The organism is Aliagarivorans marinus DSM 23064 (genome assembly GCF_000429485.1).
Taxonomy (GTDB): Bacteria; Pseudomonadota; Gammaproteobacteria; order Enterobacterales; family Celerinatantimonadaceae; genus Aliagarivorans; species Aliagarivorans marinus.
In genome coordinates, this window is sequence record NZ_AUBY01000008.1 from 1 (window position 1) to 15,956 (window position 15,956).

At 54.1% G+C, this 15,956-nt stretch carries 15 protein-coding genes; 9 read left to right on the forward strand and 6 right to left on the reverse strand.

Annotated features, from left to right (window positions below; all coding sequences use genetic code 11):
• The coding region (locus tag G461_RS22705) for an IS5/IS1182 family transposase (protein ID WP_035478718.1) at positions 1-247 on the reverse strand (247 nt) is incomplete at its 3' end.
• Between the two features lie 100 nt (positions 248-347).
• Between G461_RS22705 and G461_RS25265 the strand changes: the two genes are divergently transcribed.
• The 3 genes from G461_RS25265 (at position 348) to G461_RS0100020 (ending at position 3,321) form a co-directional block, all read left to right on the forward strand.
• Complete coding sequence (locus G461_RS25265) at positions 348-1,214, forward strand: GGDEF domain-containing protein (protein ID WP_051333229.1); 867 nt, start codon at positions 348-350, stop codon at positions 1,212-1,214.
• Positions 1,215-1,352: 138 nt separating this feature from the next.
• Positions 1,353-2,246, forward strand: a complete 894-nt coding sequence (locus G461_RS0100015; protein ID WP_026970262.1) for a DUF6279 family lipoprotein — start codon at positions 1,353-1,355, stop codon at positions 2,244-2,246.
• 76 nt (positions 2,247-2,322) lie between these two features.
• The gene (locus tag G461_RS0100020) at positions 2,323-3,321 is read left to right on the forward strand and encodes an endonuclease/exonuclease/phosphatase family protein (RefSeq protein WP_035478720.1); all 999 of its coding nucleotides are present in this window, start codon (positions 2,323-2,325) and stop codon (positions 3,319-3,321) included.
• 17 nt (positions 3,322-3,338) lie between these two features.
• On the opposite strand, the gene G461_RS0100025 is transcribed toward G461_RS0100020, so the two are convergent.
• Together G461_RS0100025 and G461_RS26015 are read right to left on the reverse strand one after the other, a co-directional pair.
• Complete coding sequence (locus G461_RS0100025; protein ID WP_026970264.1) at positions 3,339-5,006, reverse strand: FAD-dependent oxidoreductase; 1,668 nt, start codon at positions 5,004-5,006, stop codon at positions 3,339-3,341.
• Between the two features lie 175 nt (positions 5,007-5,181).
• Positions 5,182-5,550, reverse strand: a complete 369-nt coding sequence (locus G461_RS26015; RefSeq protein WP_157360184.1) for a thioredoxin domain-containing protein — start codon at positions 5,548-5,550, stop codon at positions 5,182-5,184.
• A 428-nt stretch (positions 5,551-5,978) separates the two neighbouring features.
• On the opposite strand from G461_RS26015, the gene G461_RS0100035 reads away from it, so the two are divergent.
• Positions 5,979-7,520 carry a hybrid sensor histidine kinase/response regulator gene (locus G461_RS0100035; protein ID WP_026970266.1) on the forward strand — a complete coding sequence of 514 codons (1,542 nt, stop codon included), beginning with the start codon at positions 5,979-5,981 and terminating at the stop codon, positions 7,518-7,520.
• Positions 7,517-8,386, forward strand: a complete 870-nt coding sequence (locus tag G461_RS0100040) for an alpha/beta hydrolase (RefSeq protein WP_084428864.1) — start codon at positions 7,517-7,519, stop codon at positions 8,384-8,386. Before G461_RS0100035 ends, G461_RS0100040 begins: the two co-directional genes overlap by 4 nt.
• 39 nt (positions 8,387-8,425) lie before the next feature.
• Here the strand turns inward: G461_RS0100040 and G461_RS22715 are convergent, their stop codons facing one another.
• Positions 8,426-10,060: a methyl-accepting chemotaxis protein gene (locus G461_RS22715; protein ID WP_051333230.1), complete on the reverse strand. Its 1,635-nt coding sequence runs from the start codon at positions 10,058-10,060 to the stop codon at positions 8,426-8,428.
• Positions 10,061-10,249: 189 nt separating this feature from the next.
• A complete protein-coding gene (locus G461_RS0100050; protein WP_026970268.1) occupies positions 10,250-10,984 on the reverse strand; it encodes a glucosaminidase domain-containing protein in 735 nt (244 codons plus the stop codon).
• A 227-nt stretch (positions 10,985-11,211) separates the two neighbouring features.
• Here G461_RS0100050 and G461_RS0100055 point away from each other — a divergent pair, with 227 nt between their 5' ends.
• The 4 genes from G461_RS0100055 (at position 11,212) to G461_RS22720 (ending at position 15,130) form a co-directional block, all read left to right on the forward strand.
• Positions 11,212-11,901 carry a hypothetical protein gene (locus G461_RS0100055; RefSeq protein WP_026970269.1) on the forward strand — a complete coding sequence of 230 codons (690 nt, stop codon included), beginning with the start codon at positions 11,212-11,214 and terminating at the stop codon, positions 11,899-11,901.
• 236 nt (positions 11,902-12,137) lie between these two features.
• Entirely contained in the window at positions 12,138-12,770 is a 633-nt protein-coding gene (locus tag G461_RS0100060; RefSeq protein ID WP_026957199.1) for a MarC family protein, read from the forward strand.
• A gap of 104 nt (positions 12,771-12,874) precedes the next feature.
• Positions 12,875-14,356 carry an FMN-binding glutamate synthase family protein gene (locus G461_RS0100065; protein WP_026970270.1) on the forward strand — a complete coding sequence of 494 codons (1,482 nt, stop codon included), beginning with the start codon at positions 12,875-12,877 and terminating at the stop codon, positions 14,354-14,356.
• 87 nt (positions 14,357-14,443) lie between these two features.
• Positions 14,444-15,130: a YehS family protein gene (locus G461_RS22720; RefSeq protein WP_084428866.1), complete on the forward strand. Its 687-nt coding sequence runs from the start codon at positions 14,444-14,446 to the stop codon at positions 15,128-15,130.
• Between the two features lie 79 nt (positions 15,131-15,209).
• On the opposite strand, the gene G461_RS25270 is transcribed toward G461_RS22720, so the two are convergent.
• A complete protein-coding gene (locus G461_RS25270) occupies positions 15,210-15,935 on the reverse strand; it encodes a hypothetical protein (RefSeq protein WP_051333231.1) in 726 nt (241 codons plus the stop codon).
• Between the last annotated feature and the right edge of the window lie 21 nt (positions 15,936-15,956).

The following is a 15,956-nucleotide window of genomic DNA, read 5'->3' on the forward strand; positions in this document are numbered from 1 at the left end:
GACGAAATATCGAGTTGATAAATCCTTCCAGCGCTCGCAGAGGTAGCTTAAACACGCCCTTAATCATGAGCGCGGTGCTGATGGCTGAGTCACTGTACGTATTGCTACGACCTCGGCGACCAGAAGGGTGTTGGTTGTACCAATGCTTGATAGCCGCATCGTCCATCCAAAAGGTTAACGAGCCTCTTTGAGTTAAGGTGTGATTGTACTGTTTCCAATTGGTGATTTTGCCCTTGGCGGTGCCCATAGTGCGACCTGATAGTAGGGTTTAACGATCAGATCGCAGATGAGCGAATAGGTTCAATTCTATTTAGGCAACAACGCCGCGTGATGCTCTACTTTCATCGATGACTGTATACCTCTCCATCGGCGGGCTCTATCACCTAACCCGAAGCATACGTGTTCAACACTTAAAACCGGCGATCACGTTTGTTGCTATCAACCTGAGTATTTTTCTATGCTCCCATATCATCAGGTTGATACAGGCCTACTTTCATCAAGTTCCCCAGAACTACATTGCACTAAGTACCATCCAGCAGTACCCACTGATCGTACATATCGCCAGCAATGTCGGCTTGGCAATCGGCTTTTTGTGGATTTGGCAATTGATGCTGGAACACAAACTTAAAGCGCGCGCAGCTCAACTGGAGATAGCCAACAGTTTGACCGAACAACTCAAGAATCAAGCAGAGCAAGCGTCGCTTCACGACGCGCTTACCGGCGCTGGGAATCGGCGAAAATTCGAGATTGTTGCCCAACAAGAGTATCAACGCAGTCAGCGTTACAGTTTACCGATTAGCGTGTTACTCATCGATGTCGACCACTTTAAATCGGTCAACGATAACTTCGGCCACAGCGCTGGAGATCACGTTCTAAAGAACCTGGTAAAACAGCTCAGCACCGTTTTGCGCGACGTAGACTCGGTATTTCGCTGGGGTGGCGAGGAGTTTCTGATCCTGCTACCAAACACCCATATAGACAAAGCGTTACTGGTTGCAGAGAGAATACGCGGTTACATAGAAGAACAGCTAAAATGGGAGCAACATGCAATTACAGCCAGCATCGGGGTAGCGGAACGACGCGCAGAAGAAAGCATCGATGGGGTTATTAGCGCCGCCGACAACCAACTTTATTGCGCTAAGCGGCGTGGCCGAAATCAAGTCGCCTGCCGACCGGAACCGGGGAACCTGCCTAAGTTAGGTACCCACTTTTAGCGCAGTTACTCCTGTAAGTCCGACGTTTTTCAACTTAAGTAACCGCATTATATCTACCCAAACAACACACCGACGATTAATTCAATCAAACTCCCGCTCATTCCCGTAGTCTAACCATGACCAGAAGGAGAATGAGCCATGCCGAGAGCCCTATTAATCGGTTTACTATGTATCGGTCTCAGTGGCTGCGGTGCCAAGTTTGTCTACAACCACCTCGATTGGTTCAGCCAGATGTATGTGGATGACTATGTTGAGCTGAGCCCCGAGCAACAGATTTACTACGACCAAGCCTTTGACGAGCTTTGGCAATGGCATCGCGAGCGAGAGCTGCCCCGTTATCTGTCCCACTTGCAGCAGCTACAATCACTGGATCTCACCCAGGTCACCCAAGACCAGGTTGCTCAGCACAGCCAAGCATTCCGGGCGCACTGGCAACGGCTGATCGAGGAGATGGAGCCACACCTTTTTGCCATAGGCGAACAACTCAGCCACCAGCAATTCAGAGCCATGTTAGCGGTTGCCGAAAAAGAGAACATCGAGCAGTTGGAAAGCTATCAAAAGCTCAGCCCGGAGCAGCGCCTAAGCAAACGGAAAAAGCGCATCGAGAAGTTCATCAAACGCTGGCTTGGGTCCGTCTCGCCTGCCCAGAAACAGGTCATCGGCGAGCTCACTCTTGCGCTGCATGATACGACGGAAGAGTGGATCGCCCACCGCCGTAAAGTCAGCCAGACCCTGAGTTATTTGTACTGGCGCAAAGACAATCCCGAGCAATTACGGGAAGGCTTCCACCGAGTGATCACCCAAGCTGAATACCTGTTTCCGCAAGACTATCAGGACAAGCTGGACGCAAACCGGCAACGCTGGCAGCTAGCGTTAGTGGCGATACTGCGCAGCGCTAGCCCTAAGCAGCAAGACTACTTTGCTGGCCGACTGCGCTATTGGCAGAAAACCCTCGAAGCGTTAACGCCGAAACGCCAGCAGACCGCTATGACAAAGACAGAGACAGAGACAGAGGAGAAGAGTGCACAGTAGAGAAGACTTAGCGCACGGCAGAACCCGCGAAAACTACATATAATGACAGCTAGTTGTCACTGCACTTGGAATTCACATGCCGACTCGCTTTCGTTTGGCCAGCTTTAATACCCTCAACTATCTGGCTCCGCCCGGCGCCTACTACCAAGCAGAAAACATCTACGACGGCAATCAGTGGCGTGATAAGCAGCGCTGGATGGATAACTATCTCAAAGAGCTCGACGCCGACATTATCGCCTTTCAAGAGATCTTCAGCCCCGACGCGCTAAAAGCGCAGATGCAACAGCTAGGCTATGGGCACTTTTGCTGTTTGGGCAAGGCCGATGTGGAAGAGGGATACATCCACTCCTCTCCCCCGGTTGCGCTGGCGTCGCGCTTTCCCATTGAAGAGGTGGTATTGCTCGAGCCAATCGCCAAGGTTAGCGAGCTGCTTGAAGATAGCGACTTTGCCTACAGTCGCGGACCGCTCAGGGTCAAGATCAGAGTGCCCGAGTTTGGCTTAATCCAGGTCTATGTGGTGCACTTTAAGTCCCAGCGCCCCAGCATTGAAGCCGATGCCGAGCAAAGCCTTATCGAACAGCTTTGCCTCTACCCCAAGCTGGGAGGATGGTTATCGGCGCAGCAGCGCTGCCGGGAAGGCACGCACCTACTGGGCGATTATCTAAGCCAGACAGCGCCGCCTCCCACCGCCATTATGGGCGATTTTAACGACGGGCCGGACTCGTTGGTCGCCCGCCTGTTTCAGGCTGAAAAACGCCTGCCAAGATTGCCTGAAGGCAGCGCGTTCAGCGAACAACAGGCGCAAAAGCTGGCCAATGAGCTGCGCTTCCAGCATGCCTATGATCTCGCCCTGCAAGAGAGTCCGCCAGTCCCCAGCCACTACTGGGGGCCACACGGCTCCCGTATCGATCATATCCTGCTCAACGGCGCCTTTGATGCCGGAGAAGATGGCAGCCATGGCCAGGTGGAGCACGTATGGGTGGCCGACAGGCACTTACTCAACCCCCACAGCGAGCTCGACCGCCAATGCTCCGACCATGCCGCTATCGTGGCTGAGGTAAGTGTTCGCGAATAACCCGCAGTCAGGCGTGCTTAGGCCGTAGCAAAGCGATAGGTGCGATAGCCCCCGAGTAAGTTACGCGCCTTGTAGCCACGATTGACCAACTGGCGGTAGGCCACATTGCCGCGCAGCCCCACCTGACAATAGATGATGATCTCCTTGTCCTTGGGCAGCTCGTCCATCCGCTCACGCAGTTGGTCCACTGGGATGTTAATGGCGCCATCGATAAAGCCTTGCGAATCCAACTCGCCGGGATTGCGCACATCCAGCAGCAGCTGGTCGTCGCTCAGCGAATCTATCTCATCTAAGTGAATGGCATGGCTGTCACCCACCATCAGGTTATGGGCGACAAAAGCAGCCTGATTGATCACATCCTTGGCAGAGCCGAACGGCGGTGCATAGGTAAGCTCAAGGTGCTGCAACTGCTCCACGGTCATCCCGGCGCGTTGGGCCACCGCAATAATGTCGATGCGCTTATCAACGCCATCTTTACCGGCCGCTTGAGCGCCCAAGATCTTGCCCGTTTCAGGCTCGAACAACAGCTTGAACGATACGGTTTCGGCGCCGGGATAATAGCTGGCATGACTAGCGGTATGTACATACACCTTTTGATAATGGGTGCCGGCTGCCCGCAGCTGCTTTTCGTTGCGCCCGGTAGAGGCAATAGCCAAATCAAAAATCTTGCAAATCGCGGTGCCTTGAGTGCCTTGGTAGTGCTGATTGCGCCCCAGCATGTTGTCGGCCGCCATACGTCCTTGGCGGTTTGCCGGACCTGCCAGCGGTACCAGACTTGGCGTATCGGTGACAAAGTCGCGCTCCTCAACCGCATCACCCACCGCATAGATGGCTGGGTCACTGGTTTGCATCTGCGAATTCACCCAAATGCCACCGGTCTCTCCCAGCTGCAGTCCCGCTTGCTCGGCCAACGCGGTCTCTGGACGTACGCCGATTGCCATGATCAGCAAGTCGGTTTGAAGCTGCTCGGCTTGTAGCTGCTGGTTGCTGCTCAGTGATAGCAGCAATTGCCCCTGCTCGGCCACATACTCGACACTGCTTAAAGCGGTGTTGAGGCGCAGATCAACGCCCTGTTCGCGGATTGTATGATGGGCAAAGCCCGCCATCTCCCGGTCCACCGGCGCCATCACCTGCTCACCTAACTCCAGCAAGGTGGTTTGAATGCCAAGCTGATGGAAGGCCTCCATCATCTCCAGCCCGATAAAGCCGCCGCCCACGACCGTGGCATGCTTAACCTGACGCGATTGCAGGCTTTGGATGATCCGATCCATATCAGGGATATTGCGCAGTGAATGAGTCAGCGGATTGTCCAGCCCCGGGATCGGAGGCGTTATCGGTGCGGCGCCTGGACTTAACAGCAGCACATCGTAGCTCTCTTGATACTGAGTACCATCGAGCTGGTTTCTCACCGTGACAGACTTGGCGGCGCGGTCAATCGCTACTACCTCACTCATCACCCGTACATCGACGTTAAAGCGTGCTAAGAAGCTTTGCGGGGTTTGCAGCAACAGTTTGCTGCGGTCTTGGATATCCCCTCCGATATGGTAGGGCAGTCCGCAGTTGGCAAAAGAGACGTGCTCGCCACGTTCAAACATAATGATCTGCGCATCTTCACTTAAACGCCGTGCACGGGCCGCGGCAGACGCGCCACCAGCCACACCACCCACAATCACAATCTTAGTCATGCTTCTCTCCAATAACTTGGTTTGCTCAGCTCTGAGCATTCGCTAAGGGGCACTATACCATTTACATTAGATTTGTCTAATATTAGCTTTTAGTGAAGAACCAATGCTTGGATGATTGCCGGGGTAAAGCGTATCGCTACGCGGATCACCAGACAGAATACGTCGTTACGGCTCGTCACGAGTTAAGTAGCTTTGCTATTTCGGCGAGTAACTGGTCTGCAGAGTTAATGGCGCGCAGGTTAATCTCGTGCGTCCCATTAACAATGATGGTAGGCGTTGCGGAGATCCGGTAGCCATCGCTAAGCGCAATGTACCGCTGGACCAACGGTTTTGTTTCCGCACTCCTGCTGTCCAAAGACGCACTATCGACCCCTACCTGCTCAAGAATACTCAAAACGGTTGTAGGGCCGTCATAGCGTCTTCTCAGCACTGCATTGCTCAATAGCTCGTTAAACTCTCGCTCGACCCCTTCTAGCTCTGCTATCGCGTAAGCGCGGTAGAGCAGTTCAACATCAGGGCCACCGAGCACAGGGATTAAGGTCAATCCCGCCAGCTCATTCTGTGCAGCTTCCTCTACCAACGGTGAGATACGCTTACAGGGGGGGCAAAAAGGCGAATGAAACAGCAGTATATCGTTGTCTCGTGCGGGTTGAGCATGCTGTTTGTGCTCGAGCGAAGCGAATGCGGGGTTCACGAGGGTTAATGCTACGATGCCTGTAAGCCATAGGGACCTCAAACGGTAAGATGACTTGAAGGCCTGAAGTAGTGTCATAATAAATCTCCGAAAATGAACCGTTTCTAACGGTATTTATTGCTACATTGAGACGCCAAATCAGAACATTAGTTCGCAGTCTAAACATATTTAGCGTGATATTTTGCCTGGCTCAATAATGTGAAGCTCTTCAAAACTGTCTATTTCGTCGCGCCTTAACTACATTCAAATCATCTAAATGTTTTGGAAATAAGTAGTTTATGGATCTAAGCGGTAAAACAGCCTTGGTGGTCGACGATATGCAGGCCATTCGCAAGATCACCTCCGAGCAGCTGCGCCGCTTTGGTTTTTCACAAGTATTGCAGGCCGAGAATGGTAGACAGGCGCTAAAAGCGCTTACCCACCAATCGGTGGACATCATCCTCGCAGACTGGAATATGCCGATAATGACCGGCATAGAGCTGTTAGAAGAGGTCAAGAAGCACGCCCAACTGAGCCACATACCGTTTATCCTGATTACTGCCGAATCTGAACGGCAACGGGTACAGCAGGCTATCCAAAGCGGTGTGAGCGATTTGATCATCAAACCCTTTAACAGCCAGATCCTGCAAAACCGGGTGCAAGCAGCAATCAGTGGGCAAGTGCGCAACCGCGCGATGGCGCAATCCCGCCCCGGTGCCGAAAATACCAACTCAGGTAACAGCAGTGCCGGCAAGCGCAACACGGTGTTAGTGGTGGACGACAGCCCCGACAACCTCGCCCTACTCAGTGAGCTGTTAAAACCAAGCTACCGCGTACAACTGGCGAAAGATGGCCCGCGGGCCTTGGGGTTGTGCCAATCCGATACCCCGCCCGATTTGATCTTGCTTGATGTAATGATGCCCGTTATGGATGGCTTTGAGGTACTCAAGCGGCTGCGCAGCGATCCGCGCTCGCAGATGATTCCGGTGATCTTTGTTAGCGCCTTATCAGAGGTTAAGTATCAAAGCCGCGGCCTCGACGGCGGCGCCATCGACTACATCACCAAGCCGATTAATGCGGAGCTGCTAAAGCTGCGAGTCAAGAACCAACTCGACTACGTGAATGTGCGGCTAAACCTGCAGGCGGACTACGACAATATGCTGGAAAACCAGCGCCTTAAAGAGCAAGTCGACCAACTGCTACGCCATGACCTAAAAGGCCCCTTAGCCGCGATTGCGGGCCTGGCTGAAGAGATCCGCTTACACAGTGGTGACCACCCGATTGTGGAAGAGCAGGCCAACCTTATCGAAGAGTTAAGCATGAGTAGCCTCGACCATATCAACCAATCGCAGGAGTTGGCCAAGATCGAGCGCGGCGATTTCGAACTCCAGCCAACGCCCTTCTCGCCGGCCGAAACGGTCTCTAAGATCTGCGACGCCTTGAGCAACACCTTTAGAGACAAACAACTGGAGCTGCAGGTGCTGGTCGAGGATCAGGCCATCACGGCGCTTGGCGACCCTTCGCTAAGCTATTCGATGCTATTCAATGCGATGAAGAATGCCTTCGAAGCGGCGCCCGAACAAACCACGCTGCAGGTCAAACAGATCGTGACCCCACAGCTGGTCAAGATAGAGATCATCAACTCAGGGGTGGTGCCACAGGCTATCCGTCACCGCTTCTGGGATAAGTACATCAGTCAGGACAAACAGGGCGGTACCGGCCTTGGCACCTACTCGATGAAGCAGCTGGCTGAAGCGCAAAACGGACAGGTGTTTATGCAAACCAGCGATGAACACCAACTTACCATGCTTAGTTTTGAACTCCCGAGGGCGATATCATGACTCAGTTTTTGCTCGCAACGGAAATGGAAACGGCTATTCAACACCAGCAGCTGCGCCACAGTGGTGGCCAGCTGGAGTACTACCTGGCAGAGCCTCAGCAAATCGTCAGGCCACCGGTTATTTTGCTACATGGCGTGCTTAGCGATGCGCGCCTGTTTACCTATCACCTGCTCCCAGCACTGGCCGAAGCCGGCTATCCGGCCATCGCGCTCAGCCTGCGCGGCCACGGGCGAAGCCGGGTCAGCGATGGCTTAAGCGGCCTCAAGGCCTACTTAAATGATGTAGAGCAGACGGTCGCTTGGGCCGAGCAGCGCTATCAGGTCAAACCGGTGGTGGTGGGTTTTTCCCTAGGCGGATTGATTGCCCAGCACTACGCCCATAACCATCCGGATAAACTCCAAGGCTTGGCCTTGATGGCCTCGGCCCCGCCGCAGGGCTTGGAGCGCTTGAGTATGGATTTAATGATTCGCGAGCCGATTTTGGCCACCGCCCTGTCACAACTCATGCTGTTCCCCGGCTTAGCCCTGTTTAACCCCTTCTACCTGCTGGCGGCTCAGCAAATGCTGTTTGCCGGACAACCCAGCCACAGCCAGCTCAATGAGCTGCGCCGCAGCGTGAAAGCCGAAGCGCTGAGCATCTTTACCGAGCAGACCGAGCTTAAAACGCCGCTGCCCGGGTCTCTGCCGATGTTGGTGATAGGTGCCAGTGAGGATCGCTTGGTGAGCCCTCAACAAGTGCGCCAAACCGCCGAGTTCCACCAGCGGGATTGCGCCTTTGTTGAGGGGGCCGGCCACGCCATTCCGATAGAGAACGAATGGCGTCAGGCGCTAACCCTGCTGTTGGAGTGGCTTAAGCCACTTAGCTGACCTTAAAGCGCGACAACACGCTGGAGTGGCTTAAGCCGCTTAGCTGACCTTAAAGCGCGACAACACGTTGGAGAGCTCTTGGGCGGTTTGCAGCGCCAAATTGGAGTGTGACTGGGTTTGCTCTGCCGTCTCCAGGTTGATGCGGGTTTTGTCCGAGAGTTCGGTCAGATTGCGGTTGATATCTTCAGTCACATGGCTTTGCTGCTCGGTGGAAGCCGCTGTGGCTACCGACACCTCGGAGACCTTGGAGGTGGAGTCCAGAATCAAGGCCAATGACTGCTGGGTTTGATCGGCTAATTGCACCGTTTCTGCCGCCATCCCGCTGCCTTGCTCGATGGCACTCACCGCCCGGGTCACCCCGTTTTGCAGGGTTTCAATCATCTTCTGAATGTCTTCGGTTGACTGCTGGGTCTTACTGGCTAAGGTGCGCACCTCATCGGCCACCACCGCAAAGCCTCTGCCCTGCTCACCAGCACGGGCCGCTTCAATAGCCGCATTCAGCGCCAGCAGGTTGGTTTGCTCAGCAATCCCACGGATCACATCCAGTACCGAGGCAATCTTCTCAGAGTCTTCCGAGAGGCGAGCGATCACATCCGATGCGTCCTGCACCGAGCCCGACAAGCGGTTGATTTGCGCGACCGACTCTTGGGTAATCATCTGCCCCTGCTCGGTTTGGGTGTTTACCACGTTGATCTCTTCGGCGGTATGGGTTGCGTTGTTGGCCACCTCGCGAATCGCGGCTGCCATCTGATTCACCGCGGTGGCAATCATCTCCACCGATTGGTTCTGCTCAGTGCCAATCTCGGTGGACTGGGCCGCCTTACCGGTTAAATCGACCACGACCGTATTAAGCTCATCAGCATACTCACGCACCGAGCGGATCAGCGACTCAAGCTGCTCAACAAACTGGTTGAAGTTAGTGCCTAGCTCGCCCAGCTCATCTTGCGATTTGACCTCTACACGTTGGGTAAGGTCACCATCACCTTGAGCAATGTCTTTGATGCGGTCACTCACCGCCGTAATCCCCTCAACCACCACCTTAGGCAGGAAGAAGGCAATCACCAGCGCAAACACAAAGCCGATGGCAGACACAATAATCAAGATGGTGTTTTGCTTGGCCAGTAGGCTGTCACTGTCTTCGTTGACCTGCGCGGCTATGGCCTCAGCCGACTCGGTGGCGACGTTATAGAGCTCACGCAGATCGCCAAAGGTATCGTGCACTTCATCGATACTCACGGTAATCGCTTCATACAGCTCACCTTGGTCCAATAAGTCGAAGACTTTCTGCGAGGAATCCTTCCAGATGTTAAAACGGCGGTCAAAATCTTCTAGGCCGCGGGTAGCGCTGGGAAAGTCCACCAAATCCTTCTTGAAGGCCTGCATGCGGTCGTAGGCTTGCTGGGTATTCTCCACAAAGACTGCGTGGTACTTGCGGTGATCCGAGCCGCTCTCCAGAGCCTCGATGGCTTCGAGCTCTGCGACTCGCGCCTGATAGAGATCTCGGTCGGCATTGAGCACATCGTTCATCGCCGGCAAAATATTGTAGTTAACCACATCAAGGCTTCGGGCGGTTTGCTTGCCCATAAAGTAGCCGGTTGCTGCGACTACTAATAACAAAATTGCGCTGATGATCAACACAACCGAGAACTTAATCCGCAAGCTCACATTGTTCATTACATTCCTCTCTATCTTACTTAAACCAAAGGAAAAGTTGCTTTCCTTAGGGCAGACCTATAGCAAGTATAGAGCGCATATTAATGTTAGAATTATTAATAGATTAGGCGTATTCGGTGAGAAAATGGCGGCGTTGGCAGGCTCAGAGCGTTGAGCCAGCCAGAAGGGATCCTAAAGAACAATATCTGCTTATAGGTAACGGCTGTTGTGGCGCATCATGGTCTGCAGCTCCAGCACGTACTCTTCGCCGCGCTCTGAGTAGCTGCGCAAACCCAGGCTCATCGCCTCGGCCGCTTCAATCCCCAGCAGGTCATCACCGGCATCTACCAACTGGTCGCGCTGCTCGCGTACCGCCCGATAGGCACGGTTGGTGTTGATGTTCATAAAGTAGGCATGAATCGAGTGCTGCACGCTATCGAACTTGGCCACTTCGTGGGTCATCCCCTCGACGCGTGACAGCGGCACCAAGCCACAGCCCTCGCGATAACACCATTGTCCGAACAGGTTGTTGCCCTCGGTGGCAAAGCGTGAGGTGCCCCATGCCGACTCGTTGGCCGCCTGCACCAGCACCAGTGCCGGAGGGATCACATTCACCCGGTTGAGCAGCTCATCGATAACAGCAATATTTACCTGCTCTTGGTCGATGCTTACCTTGTAGCGCTCGGCCAATTCTGCCAGCTTGTTTAGCTGTGGGTTGGATAGCGCGCCATCGGCAAGTTGTTGGCGCATCGCGCTTAGCTCAGTGCGCTCTTGTTCAATCCGTTGATTTTCCAGGTCGATGCCCACTCGCAGGTAGTCAAAGAACTGGGTCTTCTTTTCACCGACTTCTTCAATGGCGGCAAAATTAGGTAGCTCGCCCATCACCTGTGCATCGGCTTTATTTACCGACGGCTTGTGCGGCTCAGAGCACGAGAACAAAAACATAGGAATCAAACATATAGCAACGAAACGGGTACGCTTAAACAACAAAACTCAGCTTTCCACTTTTACAACAAAGCCGTGGATTTTGCACAAATTACATTCAGTTGCCAAGTGTTGTTTGCCTAGTGGCTTCCCCTGCCCAGATAGTTTTCATTAGTAAATTATGATAAAACTAGCGCCTTTCCTGCCCAATCCAACGACTTCGGTCGTAAGTAGTTCCGGATAACCTGATGATAATTTTTAACTGCAGTGATAACGCCACCGCATTCTTTAACCATGGCCGCAGCGCCGAACGCCTCGTTGTTAGCCAGGCCCCGTCGGCAAATCGCGAGGACGACAGCGCCCACTTAACCAATCTTGATGGTAGTGAGGTAGAGCTTTCTCAATGGTTAATCGACGTACAACAGGTTGAAGGCAAGTCGGTGATCTTCGCCATCGAAGAGTACAGCCTCTACAGCATGGTGTTCGCCGATATGCAGCCCGGTAACACCGAAGATTTCCTCAAATTGTTCTTCGAGCGCTGGCTAAACAACATGCAGGACTACGGTGAGAGCTTTGGGGTACTAACCCAAGAAGGCCAGCCAAAGATGCTCAAACAGCTATTTATGGTGCACGGCGAATACCGCTTTTATCAGCGCGGGATGGATAGTGCCGATGAGCACCTGCAAACCGTTAGCGACATCTTCACCAGCAAGGTTGAAGAGATTGGCTCACTGCCCGACAACGGAGAACAAGCCGCCGCCTTTGATGATTTGTGTAACCAGCTTCGCTGCATGCAAGACGGCGAACACTTCTACCCCTTTGAGCGCATGCTGGGTTACTGGCTGCCCACCTGCTGTGAGCAGCGTCCCTCTCAGGTGAAATACCTGTTGGCGCATATTGCCACCCTGCGCGATGAGCAAACGGCCAAGTTGCACTAATACCGCCAGTGAACACGCTATGAAAGCCAACTGCGTTCCTTTTAGGAGCGCCGTTTTTTGTTGTGCGAGTGCCGCTCATCCCAACTGCACATAATAACGGCGATTTTGGCGATTATTCCCAACTCCTCACAGATTTGCAGACGTAAATATCAAGCGAGCAGATTAACAGCCCGCTGAACTCGTCCTATGCTAAGTATCTGTTAAGATAGCGCTCTCTCTAGCGAATAAGGCAGCGAATGCTCGATCTGGTACTCACACAGTTTGTATTGCTTTGGGCGGTTATCGACCCCTTTGGTTCGATCCCGGTCTACTTGTCTCAAACCGTTGGCCTCAGTAAAAAACAACAGCATATGGTGGCCATCAAAGCGGTGTTTATCTCCACCATGACACTGCTGTTTTTCCTGGTATTCGGGCAGATCTTGCTCGAAGAGATGCAAGTCCCCCTCCCCGCCTTCCAAGCTGCCGGTGGCCTAGTGCTGCTATTGTTCGCGCTGACCATGATCTTCGGCGAGAGTAAGCCAGAGCAAGAAATGAAGCTGGGCGAAGTGGACTTGTGGAGCCAAGCGGTGTTTCCGCTGGCGATTCCCTCCATAGCCTCACCGGGTGCAATTCTGGCAATCGTAATGCTCACCGATAACTCACGCTATGCCATCAGCCAACAAGCGGTCACCGCTGGGATTATGCTGCTGGTACTGCTGTGTACGCTTGGGCTGTTATGGCTGGCCCGCCCGATTCAACGGGTCATCGGTAACGCTGGCGCGGCGCTGATTAGCCGCATAATGGGGCTAGTACTGGCGGCGGTTGCCATGAGCAGCCTGTTAGAAGGCATCTACCGCTTCTTTATCGAAATCCACCAAGCGGCGGGCTAAGGCCACATTTTTTGCTCCCCTCTCGCTTACGCTGAAAGATTCTGCGCGCAATCCGTTTCATATGGTTCACGCTAATTCCAAGCTAAGCGATACGGGGAACGGAGATGAACGAACTACTGATTTGGGGGCTGGATCTGCTCTCGGGGCTGTTTATTCTGGTGGTCGGCATTGTCACGCTGGCCATCGTCTACATGTACATCAGCGACAAAAGCCAACACCACCACGCCATTCGCCATAACTATCCAGTGATTGGCCGCTTCCGTTACTTCTTCGAAAAACAGGGCGAGTTCTTCCGCCAATACTTCTTCGCCATGGACCGCGAAGAGCTGCCATTTAACCGCGCTGAGCGCAGCTGGGTGTATCGCGCCGCCAAGAATGTTGACCGCACCATCGCCTTTGGCTCCACCCGCAACCTCGACCCTACCGGCACAATTATGTTTATGAACTGCGCCTTCCCCACGTTGGATGAAGATGCGGTACCGCCAGAGCCGGTCACCATCGGGCCAGATTGCGCCCAGCCTTACACCGCCAAAAGTATCTTTAACATCTCCGGGATGAGCTTTGGCGCCCTGTCGCGCCCCGCAGTTGAGGCCCTGGCGGGCGGCGCAGCCAAAGCAGGCTGCTGGATGAACACCGGCGAGGGCGGGCTAAGCCCCTATCATTTGGCCAGTGGCGCCGATATCGTGTTCCAGATCGGCACCGCCAAGTATGGCGTACGCGACGAGCAAGGCCGCTTAAGCGATGAAAAGCTGCAGCAAGTGGCCGCTCACCCGCAGGTCAAGATGTTCGAAATCAAGATTAGCCAGGGAGCCAAGCCCGGCAAAGGCGGGATCTTACCCGGTCGTAAGGTGACCGCCGAAATTGCGGAGATACGAGGCATCCCTGAGGGTGAAGATTCAATAAGCCCCAACGGCCACCCGGATATTCGCAGCGTCGAAGACTTGTTGGATATGATCGCACGGGTGCGCAAGGTCACCGGTAAACCGGTAGGCTTTAAAGCGGTGGTTGGCTCGCAAGATTGGCTGCAGGCGCTGTTCAAAGCCATCGCCCTGCGCGGGCCAGACAGCGCCCCCGACTTCATTACCGTGGACAGCGCCGATGGTGGCACAGGCGCAGCCCCACAGCCGCTGATGGATTACGTTGGCCTGCCGCTGAAAGAGAGCCTGCCACTGGTGGTAAAAATGTTAGAGCAACAGCAACTGCGCGAACGCGTGAAGGTGATCGCCTCTGGCAAGTTAATTACCCCCTCTAAGGTGGCGTGGGCCGTCGCCTTGGGCGCCGACTTTGTGGTGTCGGCGCGCGGTTATATGTTTGCGCTGGGTTGTATTCAGGCGCTGCAATGCAACAAAGATACCTGCCCCACCGGTATCACCACCCATAATCCACGCCTGCAAAAAGGCCTGAATGTTGCCAATAAAACCGAGCGAGTGGCCCATTACAACAAATACATCCACTACGGCATTGGGCTGCTGGCCCATAGCTGTGGGGTGCGGCACGTACGCGAACTTGCCCCAAAACACATTCGGGTGGTAGCCGATAATGGCCTGTCGGTGGCGCTGGAAGAGCTTTATAAACACCATCATTGACAGCTGGCGGCTTGTGGCCTGCAATTATCGCTGACATTTACCCGGGCGCCTGTTACCCTACGCGCCCGCAACCACACCGGAACCGCCATGATCCACAACGACATCCTGCGCCGCCTGCGCTACGCACTGAAGCTGAATGACCGCCAAATCCAACAGGTTTTTGCGCTGGTCGACTATGATATTGAGCTTCCCTACCTCGCCAGCATCATGAAAAAGGAAGACGAACCCGGCTTCCAGCGCTGCCGTGATAGCGTACTGTCGTTGTTCCTCGATGGCCTGATCATCAAAAACCGCGGCAAGCAACCAGGGAAGGAGCCGGTGAAACTTGGCCCCAAAGAGCGCTTGTCGAACAACGAAGTGCTGCGCAAGATCCGCATCGCCCTGACCCTGCGCGACGACGATATTATCGCCATCTGTGCCAAAGAAGATTTTCGCATCAGCAAGGGCGAGCTGTCGGCGCTGTTCCGCCGTCCGGATCACCGCAACTACCAAGAGTGTGGCGACCAACTGCTGCGTAACTTCTTGAACGGTTTGGCCAAGACCCGCCGCGGTGAGAAACCCGCGCAAACCGATGGGCAAGCGCAGAGTAACGCCCCCTCAAGCAAGGCAAAAGGTGACGGGAAGTTTAAGGGCCCGCGCAAGCCGGGTAGTGGGAAATCCGGCAACGCGTCACGCGGTGGCAAATTTAGCGGTCGCAAGCCCGATGGTGAAAAGCCAAAATCTAACAAGGCGAAAAAAGGTATCTTGGTGTGGAAGGCCTCGGACAAAGCCTAAGACCTGATTAACGCACAAGGACCTGATGGCTTCCCCTCAGGTCCTTGTGGCTTGTCAGAACAGGATAGATAAACAGGCCCTAGCAACCGGGTAATAAAAGGCTGGCGGTACTATCGGTACCAAAGTTGGCGCTTACCGGTGCGACGCCGGGCTGAGACAACCACACCTGCGCCCCTGCAATCTCAGAGCCGGTAATCATGGTCATTCGAGAGCGATGACTTTCAACTTGATCATCCACATCGATGCTGAACACTAAGCGTTGGTCTTGTGCGAGCTGATTGAGGTCTAACGCCAGTCGGGTCTGGCCATCGGCCACACGCTCGGCCTGATACAAACCGACATCACCACTGACCACCTCAAACGGTTGGTATACCTCAACCCCAGCCCCCGCCGCCGTGGTATCAAAGTAGAGCTGACCTGCGCTTTCATTCAGCTCGATGGTTAACTGGCTGCCGCCAAGCTCGCACTGGGTATTGTTTTGGATAACAAACAGGTCTTTGGGTGCCGACTCATTAAAGCTGATTAGCAGCGCCTTATCGGGGCGCTCTGCTGCGCTCAGAGCCAATGAAGTAAACATGGCCAAGCAGGCCAGCGGCAATCGAGCAGACGAAATGCTCGTCCGGTGAGTTTGAAGTGGGTCGGTAACAGCCATTGCGTCGTTCCTATCAATTGAGTCAGCCTCATGTAAACGAAGCAACTGGCCCTGCAGCTCAATCACCGAGCATATAAGCTTCCAAGCATCATCCCACAGCAAGCCATTCGCAGCTCTCGCCTGTTCGGTGTCGCCGTAATGACTTTTCAGCAAAATTATCCGTTGACCTGTCTA

Coding starts and splice junctions, on each gene's coding strand:
- G461_RS0100060 (WP_026957199.1), top strand. CDS start 12,138: ATGCTCGATCTGGTACTCACACAGTTTGTATTGCTTTGGGCGGTTATC.
- G461_RS0100055 (WP_026970269.1), top strand. CDS start 11,212: ATGATAATTTTTAACTGCAGTGATAACGCCACCGCATTCTTTAACCAT.
- G461_RS25265 (WP_051333229.1), top strand. CDS start 348: ATGACTGTATACCTCTCCATCGGCGGGCTCTATCACCTAACCCGAAGC.
- G461_RS0100040 (WP_084428864.1), top strand. CDS start 7,517: ATGACTCAGTTTTTGCTCGCAACGGAAATGGAAACGGCTATTCAACAC.
- G461_RS0100025 (WP_026970264.1), bottom strand. CDS start 5,006: ATGACTAAGATTGTGATTGTGGGTGGTGTGGCTGGTGGCGCGTCTGCC.
- G461_RS0100020 (WP_035478720.1), top strand. CDS start 2,323: ATGCCGACTCGCTTTCGTTTGGCCAGCTTTAATACCCTCAACTATCTG.
- G461_RS0100050 (WP_026970268.1), bottom strand. CDS start 10,984: ATGTTTTTGTTCTCGTGCTCTGAGCCGCACAAGCCGTCGGTAAATAAA.
- G461_RS0100035 (WP_026970266.1), top strand. CDS start 5,979: ATGGATCTAAGCGGTAAAACAGCCTTGGTGGTCGACGATATGCAGGCC.
- G461_RS22720 (WP_084428866.1), top strand. CDS start 14,444: ATGATCCACAACGACATCCTGCGCCGCCTGCGCTACGCACTGAAGCTG.
- G461_RS22715 (WP_051333230.1), bottom strand. CDS start 10,060: ATGAACAATGTGAGCTTGCGGATTAAGTTCTCGGTTGTGTTGATCATC.
- G461_RS0100015 (WP_026970262.1), top strand. CDS start 1,353: ATGCCGAGAGCCCTATTAATCGGTTTACTATGTATCGGTCTCAGTGGC.
- G461_RS0100065 (WP_026970270.1), top strand. CDS start 12,875: ATGAACGAACTACTGATTTGGGGGCTGGATCTGCTCTCGGGGCTGTTT.